At 60.9% G+C, this 8,272-nt stretch carries 8 protein-coding genes and 1 pseudogene; all 9 read right to left on the bottom strand.

The window, feature by feature from the left end; all coding sequences use genetic code 11:
* Positions 1-291 precede the first annotated feature (291 nt).
* Positions 292-480 carry a hypothetical protein gene (locus WCJ41_RS18505; protein WP_336907316.1) on the bottom strand — a complete coding sequence of 63 codons (189 nt, stop codon included), beginning with the start codon at positions 478-480 and terminating at the stop codon, positions 292-294.
* Positions 481-655: 175 nt separating this feature from the next.
* A pseudogene (locus WCJ41_RS18510) lies at positions 656-865 on the bottom strand (IS5/IS1182 family transposase); the annotation flags it as partial.
* Between the two features lie 32 nt (positions 866-897).
* Positions 898-1,416 carry a carbon monoxide dehydrogenase subunit G gene (locus tag WCJ41_RS18515; RefSeq protein ID WP_336907317.1) on the bottom strand — a complete coding sequence of 173 codons (519 nt, stop codon included), beginning with the start codon at positions 1,414-1,416 and terminating at the stop codon, positions 898-900.
* Positions 1,417-1,430: 14 nt separating this feature from the next.
* Positions 1,431-2,249, bottom strand: coding sequence for an XdhC family protein (locus tag WCJ41_RS18520; RefSeq protein ID WP_336907318.1), 819 nt, complete (start codon positions 2,247-2,249; stop codon positions 1,431-1,433).
* 2 nt (positions 2,250-2,251) lie between these two features.
* Positions 2,252-3,439, bottom strand: a complete 1,188-nt coding sequence (locus WCJ41_RS18525) for a VWA domain-containing protein (RefSeq protein ID WP_336907319.1) — start codon at positions 3,437-3,439, stop codon at positions 2,252-2,254.
* Between the two features lies 1 nt (position 3,440).
* A complete protein-coding gene (locus WCJ41_RS18530) occupies positions 3,441-4,289 on the bottom strand; it encodes a MoxR family ATPase (protein ID WP_336907323.1) in 849 nt (282 codons plus the stop codon).
* Between the two features lie 43 nt (positions 4,290-4,332).
* A complete protein-coding gene (locus WCJ41_RS18535) occupies positions 4,333-6,762 on the bottom strand; it encodes an aerobic carbon-monoxide dehydrogenase large subunit (protein WP_336907320.1) in 2,430 nt (809 codons plus the stop codon).
* A complete protein-coding gene (locus WCJ41_RS18540) occupies positions 6,759-7,259 on the bottom strand; it encodes a (2Fe-2S)-binding protein (protein WP_336907321.1) in 501 nt (166 codons plus the stop codon). The genes WCJ41_RS18535 and WCJ41_RS18540 overlap by 4 nt, the downstream gene beginning before the upstream one ends.
* 11 nt (positions 7,260-7,270) lie before the next feature.
* Complete coding sequence (locus WCJ41_RS18545) at positions 7,271-8,137, bottom strand: xanthine dehydrogenase family protein subunit M (protein ID WP_336907322.1); 867 nt, start codon at positions 8,135-8,137, stop codon at positions 7,271-7,273.
* Positions 8,138-8,272: the final 135 nt, after the last annotated feature.

Below are 8,272 nucleotides of genomic sequence, written 5' to 3' on the forward strand. Positions count from 1 at the left end.
TAAATGGCGGAGGGAAAGGTGCTGGCAGCTAACTCTCTCCGGTCCTAAACCATTGTTTTTGCTGGGCATGGAAATTCGCAGGGTGCGAATCCCACGCCGGGATGCGAACGCACCTTAAGACCCATTTTGACTTTTCACAGCGCAGGGTTCGAATCCTGTACGGTGCGCAAACATCCCTGGCCATTGAGCATCGCTGGCGTGACAGGCGACCCTGTGGGAAAACGATCATAACACGCAGCCTGTGACCACCGACTCGCGGCTTGCATCCGAGCTAGTAAGTGATCGTCACAATCACGGTATCCGAGTAGGTGCCGGAGTGCCGAGATTACCTGTGGTGTCGAGGATCTGGGTGTCTGTGGTGATCGGTGCAGGTGGCGAAGGCGTGATCGTAAAATCTGTCGCCCCGGCATTGATCGCCAGAACAAGGGCCGACGCGGACGCGCCGCACGACAGGATAAGGCTGCGCTTCAAAAGGTTCATGGTTTCCGGCTCAGCGCCGCCCCTGTCATCAAAGATCGAACCTATCTGAGTTTCTACGTGTACGTGTTTGCAGCGGTTCGGCAATAATAGAAAACACTTAGAGTAGCGGGTACCGACGGATCGGGAGGTCGGGGCTCTAAGTTTCGAGCAGCAGTTCCGCCATGTCTCGCTGGGGATGGGCATAGCGCTGGTGCCGGATCAGTGCGAACTTGCCGACCCGCGTATATGACTGGCGGAGATCAAGGCCGGCCTTCCTCGCCAGTGTCACCAGCCGTTCGCGGGCCCGGTTGAGCAGCTTGGCGTCGGTTGGGAACATGATGTTCTTGGACTGCACCGTGGTGTCGACAATCACCCGCTTGGTGTCCTCCGGCCGCATTGCCCCGGTCAGAGTTTGTCAGCACAATTTGGGGCGCCGGTTCACAGCGAACGGCGCAAGCGACCGACCCAGCCATTCTTGACCGCAACCTCTTCGGCGGGCGTGTCTTTTGTGACCGGTTTCGGACCGACGATCTCGCTGAATTTCGCAAAGAAGTCGCCCGCCAGTTTCTTCGCCGTTCCATCGATCAGACGGCTGCCGAGCTGAGCGATCTTGCCGCCGATATCGGCGGAGACGGTATAGTTGAGCAATGTCGCGTCGCCATCGGACACCAGGTCGACTTTTGCCCCGCCCTTGGCAAAGCCGGCCATGCCACCCGAGCCTTCTCCGCTGATCGTGTATCCGTTCGGCGGATCGAGATCCGACAGCGTCACCTTGCCGGTAAAACTCGCCTTCACCGGGCCGACGCGTAACGTCACCTTGGCGTTCATCTCGGTATCGGACGTCTTTTCGATCGAATCGCAACCGGGAATGCATCGACGCAGGACGTCGACGTCATTCAACGCTGCGTAAACCTGCTCGCGGGACGCTTCGATGCGCTGTGATCCGTTCATTTCCATCTGGTGTGTCCTTGTCAGAGTGTGCGTTGGCCGCGACGGCGGATTTCGATCATTTCGGCGACAATCGAGAACGCGATTTCGTCGGGCGTTATGGCGCCTATGTTAAGCCCCGCCGGGGCATGGATGCGATCGGTCTGCGCCGATGATACACCGGATTGAGCCAATTGGCCTTTCAGGGCAGCGGCCTTTTTGCGTGAGCCGACAAAGGCGAGATATTTGCAGGGCGCCTGCACGGCGGCTTTCAGCGCAAGGTTGTCGCCGCGGCCCTGTGTGGCGATCACTACATAATCGCGTTCGCTGCCATCGGCTGGAATTGCGTAGCCGTCGATCAGGCGGTCGGTTTCGCCAAAGCCTGCGTGATCGGCCGCAGGCGCGCAGATGGTGATGAAAAAACCCATTCGCCGGGCGAGGTCGGCGAGCGCAATGGCGACGGGTGACCCGCCGCAGATCGTCAGGTGCGGACGGGGCAGGACCGGTTCGACAAACACATCCATCGTTCCCTGGCTCGGGCACATGTTCTTGGCGTAGACAATACCGTCGCGCAGTTCGCCGACCTTGACCTGATGCGCGGACAATTGATCGTCAGGCTGGATGCTGACAAGCCGTGACTGGCCGTCGGCAAGCGCTTCCCGCGCAGCATTCAGCACTGCGCCGCGGGCGCAGCCGCCACCGATCCAGCCTTCTGTGATGGTGCCGTCGGCCAGGATCACCGCCTTGGCACCGGCCTTTGCCGCCGTGACCGATATCGTGCGCACGACGGTTGCCAGCGCGAAGGGCTCGCCCTTCAATTTATAGTCACCGATCAGATCGAGAATGTCGGACTGCCGTGGCATGGTCATATCCTCGCCAGATAGGGTTCAAGGGCTTCGAGGCTGTCGAGATTGTGGGCCGGAGCAAACAGATCGATATAGGGCAGCGCCGCCTTCATGCCGGCGGCCTCCGGCCGATAACCCTGCCAGCCGATCATCGGGTTGAGCCAGGCTATGCGGCGGCAGCGACGGCGCAGCGCCTGCATCTCGATACCCAGATTTTCTGCCGGACCGGTGTCGTAGCCGTCCGAGACGATCATCACGCAGGTGCGCGAATGGATGCAGCGCTTGGCGTGCCAGCGATTGAAGGTGGCGAGGCTTTCACCGATGCGGGTGCCGCCACCGGTGCCCTGCGCCAACAACGTCATGCGCTCCATGGCGCGTTGCGGATTGCGCTCTCTGAGTGCCGGCGAGATATGGATCAGGCGGGTGTGAAAAACGAAGGCCTCGGCTTCACGAAAGCTGTCGAGCACGCCGTACATGAAACGCAGGAAAACAGCGGAGTAGAGGTTCATCGAGCCCGATGCATCCAGCAGCACGACCAGTTGCAGCGGCTTGTCCTTGCGCTTGCGGTGGACAAGCTCCATCGGCGTGCCGCCATGGGCTATGCTCTTGTGAATGGTCCGGCGCAGATCCAGCCGTTGGCCGGCGCGCCGCGCATGCATCCTGCGCGTCAGGCGGGCGCGCATGCTCTTGGCAAGACGCTCGGCAAGGTCGTGCGCTGCCGCCAGATCTTCGGGTTGGGTGAGGTGGCGAAAATCGGTCCGGGACAGAAGCTCGGTGCGTGACGCGCCTTCGCGCTTGGACTGGCCGGTCTCGGAGACTTCGCTTCCTTCGCCGCGCTCGACATGGTCGGCGTGATCGCTTTCGCCAAATCCGCGCTGGCCCGCCGATACGGTATGCAGACCTTGCGGGGACTTCTGCGGCGCGCCGGAGATGCGCGTCGCCGACTTCATGCCGCGCTGCAGCCAATAGGCGTCGAAGATCTCGTCGAATTTCTGCCAGTCGGATTGGCGGCTGCAGAACAGCGTCTTCAAACTGGCGCTCAGGCGCGAGGGGCGCACCGCATCACTGCTGCTCAGGATTGTCAGCGCATCGCGGGTTTCAGCTAGGCCAACGACAAAGCCGTTGTCGCGCAGGATATGGGCAAAACCGTTGAGCTTCGTCCTAGCTCCTGCACCGAGCTGATTTTCCGTTGGAAGCGCCAGGCTCATCTCAGGCCACCTTGCCGAGCAGGCGGTCGTTGACTTCGCGAGTCATGCGGGATTTGTCCTCGGCGGTCTTGATCAGGCACATCAGCGTCTCATGCACCGTTTCCGGTTCGTCGCGCAGGTGGCGGATCTCCAGCCCGGCGAGCGTCCCCGCCCAGTCCAGCGTCTCGGCGACGCCAGGAGATTTACGCAATTCCTCCTTGCGGATGAGGCTCACCATATTGGCGATCTGCAATGCCAGATCAGTGTCGATACTGGGCAGGCGCGACAGGATGATCCGCGCTTCGCGGTCGACATCCGGATAGTCGACATAATGGTAGAGGCAGCGACGACGCAGCGCGTCGCTGAGCTCGCGTGTTCCGTTCGATGTCAGGATGACCCGGGGGATGGTGGTCGCGGTGATCGTCCCCAGTTCGGGAATCGAAACCTGGAAGTCCGACAGCAGTTCGAGCAGAAACGCCTCGAATTCCTCGTCGGCCCGGTCCACCTCGTCTATAAGCAAAACGGGCGGCTTCTCCTGCCTTATCGCGGCAAGCAGTGGCCGTTCCAGCAGATAGGCCTCGCTGAAGATATGCTCCTCGACCGCGGAAGCGTCGGTGCCTTCGCGCGCCTTGATAGCCAGCAGCTGACGCTGATAGTTCCATTCATACAGCGCCGCGCTCTGGTCGAGCCCCTCGTAGCATTGCAGGCGGATCAGCTTGGTGTCGTGGGCAAGTGCCAAGGCCCGTGCCACCTCCGTCTTGCCAACGCCGGCCTCGCCTTCCAGCAGCAGCGGGCGCTTGAGGCTTTCCATCAGCCATAGAGCCGTGGCCAGATCGCGGTCGGGGATGTACCCGACCGCGGCCAATTGCATGGCAACCTTTTCCTGTGGAATTTTCACCGGCGGTTTCCTGACCCTATTTGTGTAGGTTCAGTTTCTCGCCGACCTTCCACAGCCGCCACGCGTCATGGGGCATCTGGATGTGCCCAGCGCCGAGAAATGCATAGGCATCGTTGACCGCATTGGAGAAGCAGGGCACGCCGCCGACATGCGGGCTTTCTCCCACGCCCTTGGCACCGATAGGATGGTGCGGGGAGGGGGTCACGGTGTGGTCGGTTTCCCAGTGCGGCGTCTCAACGGCGGTAGGCAGGAAGAAGTCCATGAAGGACGCCCCCATGACATTCCCCTGCTCGTCGTAGCGGATTTCCTGGCCCATGGCGCAGGCAAAGGCTTCGGTAAGTCCGCCGTGAACCTGGCCCTCGATGATCATCGGGTTGATGCGCGTGCCACAGTCATCGAGCGCGTAGAAGCGCCGTGTCTTGGCAACGCCGGTATCGACGTCGATGTCCATGACGCAGAAATAGGCGCCAAAGGGATAGGTCATGTTCGGCGGTTCATAATAATTAACCGCCTCCAGACCCGGCTCCATGTTCGGCGGCGGGCTGTTGTAGGCAGCCCAGGCGATTTCCTTCATCGTCTTGCACTTCTCCGGAAGGCCTTTGACCCGGAAACGGTCGACATCCCATTCCAGATCGCCTTCATGCACTTCCAGCATGTGGGCGGCGATCATCTGCGCCTTTGCCTTGATCTTGCGGGCAGCCACGGCGGTTGCCGCACCCGCCACCGGCGTCGACCGTGACCCGTAGGTGCCTAGGCCATAGGGCGCAGTGTCGGTGTTGCCTTCCTCGATCATGATATCATCGGCCGGAATGCCGATTTCAGTGGCAATGATCTGGGCGTAAGTTGTTTCGTGGCCCTGTCCCTGGCTCTTGGTGCCCATGCGGGCGATCACCGAACCGGTGGGATGGATGCGGATTTCCGCCGAGTCGAACATGGCGATGCCGAGAATGTCGCAATTCTTGGCCGGGCCGGCACCAACGATCTCGGTGAAGAACGAGATGCCGATTCCCATCAGTTCGCGGGTTTCACCACGGGTGAAAGCCTCGCGCTTTTTCGCCTGCTCCTCGCGCAGTTCCTTGTAGCCGATGGTATCCATCGCCTTCTTCATGGCGGTGTGATAGTCGCCGCTGTCATATTCCCAGCCGAGAGCCGACTGGTAGGGGAACTGCTCCGCCTTGATGAAGTTCTTGATGCGCAACTCGGCCGCATCCATGCCCAGCTTTTGAGCCAGCAATTCCACCGCCCGCTCGATGGCGAATACGGCTTCGGTGACGCGGAACGAACAGCGATAGGCGACACCGCCCGACGCCTTGTTGGTGTAGACGCCATCCACGGCCAGATGCGCCGTCGGGATGTCATAGGAGCCGGTGCAGATGTTCATGAAGCCGGCGGGCCATTTCGACGGATCGGCGCAGGCGTCGAAGGCGCCATGGTCGGCCAAAACATGCACGCGCATGGCCTGGATCTTGCCATCCTTGGTGGCGGCAAGTTCCGTGGTCATGTGATAGTCGCGGGCGAACGACGTGGTGGAGAGGTTCTCCATCCGGTCCTCGACCCATTTGACCGGCACGCCCAGCACGATGGAGCCGACTACCGAGCAGACATAGCCGGCATAGGCGCCGACCTTGTTGCCGAAGCCGCCGCCGATATCCGGCGCGATGACATGGATCTTGTGCTCGGGAAGTCCCGAGATCAGGGAGACCACGGTGCGTATGACATGCGGCGCCTGGAATGTGCCCCACAGCGTCAGTTCACCCTTGACCTTGTCGAAGGAAGCCACAGATTGGCAGGTTTCCAGTGGCGAGGGATGGGTGCGGTGGTCGACCAGCATTTCCTTGATGGTCACATCGGCATTGGCGAAGACCGCGTCGGTGGCCTCCTTGTCGCCGATCATCCATTCGAAGATGTGGTTGGGGTGTTTGCGGGGCCCGTGAGCGCCCGTCATCTTGTCCTGGATGTCTTCGCGCAGGATCGGCGCGTCCGGCAGCATCGACTTGAACGGATCGACGATGCAGGGCAGCGCTTCGTACTCCACGTCGACCAGTTCGGTGGCGTCGGAGGCGATATAGCGGTCCTTGGCAATGACGAAGGCCACTTCCTGGTTCTGGAAAAGCACCTTTTCCTCGGCCAGAACCGCCTGCACGTCACCAGCCAGTGTCGGCATATAATGCAGGCCCAGCGGCTTGAGATCGGCGGCGGTAAGGACGGCAATGACGCCTGGCAGCGCCTTGGCACGGCTGGTGTCTATGCTCTTGATCCGCGCATGGGCGTGGGGCGAGCGAACAAAATCGCCAAACAGCATGCCGGGCAGTTTCAGGTCATCTACATAGCTGCCTTTGCCTTGCGTAAAGCGGACGTCTTCGACCCGTTTGCGCTTGCAGCCCATGCCCTGGAGTTTTTCGGTGCGCTCCGCGCGGTCGGCGTCAATCTTGGTCTGGTCGTTCATTCTGCGGCCTCCTGGAACGGGGTCCCGTTGATCTTCGCGACGGCATACTGGATGGACTTGACGATGTTGACATAGCCGGTGCAGCGGCAAAGGTTGCCCGAAATGCCATGGCGGATTTCGTCCTCGGTTGGCGCCGGGTTTTCCTGCAGCAGACGGTGTGCGCGCAGGATCATGCCGGGCGTGCAGAAACCGCATTGCAGGCCGTGCATCATGCGGAAGCCTTCCTGCAGCACGCTCAGCGTACCGTCGGCATTGGCGACACCTTCGATGGTCGTGATGTTGGCACCGTTTGCCTGCACCGCGAATGTCATGCAGCTTTTCACCGACATGTCGTCCATGTCGACTGTGCAAGCGCCACAATGGCCGGTGTCGCACCCGATATGGGCTCCGGTCAGATTCTGTTGTTCTCGCAGGAAGTGAACCAGCAATGTGCGCGGTTCAACCAGCGCCTCGACCTTATTGCCGTTTATCGTCAGTTCGATATGCGATTTTGACATTGGAATTCCCCTCAACCTTTGGCGCGGGACTGAGCCCGATCAAGTGCGCGCCGCACCATCATGCCTGCCATTTTCGTGCGATATTCAGCAGGCCCGCGCATGTCGGATGCCGGGTTGGTGATCGCTTCAGCTGCTGCCACGGCGGCGCTGACCGTCGCCTCGTCAAGGCTGCTGCCAACCAGCAGGGCAGCGGAATCGGATGCCCAGAGCGGGGTTTCCGAGACATTGGTCAGGCCGATGGACGCGCTGGTGCATTTGCCGCCAGCCATGGTGATGACGACGGCGGCTGCCGCGGTGGCATAGTCGCCGACCTTGCGCTTGAGCTTCTCATAGGCAAAGCCATGGCCGGGAGCGGGGATCGGGATGCGGACCGCGGTCAGGATCTCGCCGAGCCCCAGTGCGGTATAATAGGCGCCCTGGTAGAATTCGCGCGCCGCGATATCGCGGCTGCCATCCGGGCCGGAGACGGAATAGGTCGCGCCGAGGCACATCATCAGCGCCGGCATGTCGTTGCCGGGGTCGCCATTGGCGACATTGCCACCGAATGTTCCCTTGTAGCGGATTTGCGGATCGGCGATCAGTCGCGAGGTCTCGGCGATGATTGGGATGTGCCGGCCGAGCTCGCCCGACGTGATCAACTCGAACTGCGTGGTCATGGCGCCGATGATGATTTCATCGCCGTTCACCGTGATGCCTTTGAGTTTGCCGATACCGGAAATGTCGACGAGATGCTCCGGCGAAGCCAGCCGGGTCTTCATCAAGGGTATCAGGCTGTGACCGCCCGCAAGGATGTTGGCGTCCTCGCCGAGTTTCACAAGCAGGGCCACTGCATCTTCAATGGTTGCGGGTCGATGATAGTCGAATGCGCCAGGTATCATTCTAGCTCCTCCCAAAGCTTGCAGATGAAGCAACGATCTTTCAACCAGCCGGACCGGCGCGTGTCAAGCTAGTTGTCGCCTCAGTAGTGTCCGGTTTAATTCATGATCAATCGCGAAGAAGCCAATAACGACGGG

This window comes from Aestuariivirga sp., from assembly GCF_037139295.1.
Lineage (GTDB): Bacteria > Pseudomonadota > Alphaproteobacteria > Rhizobiales > Aestuariivirgaceae > Aestuariivirga.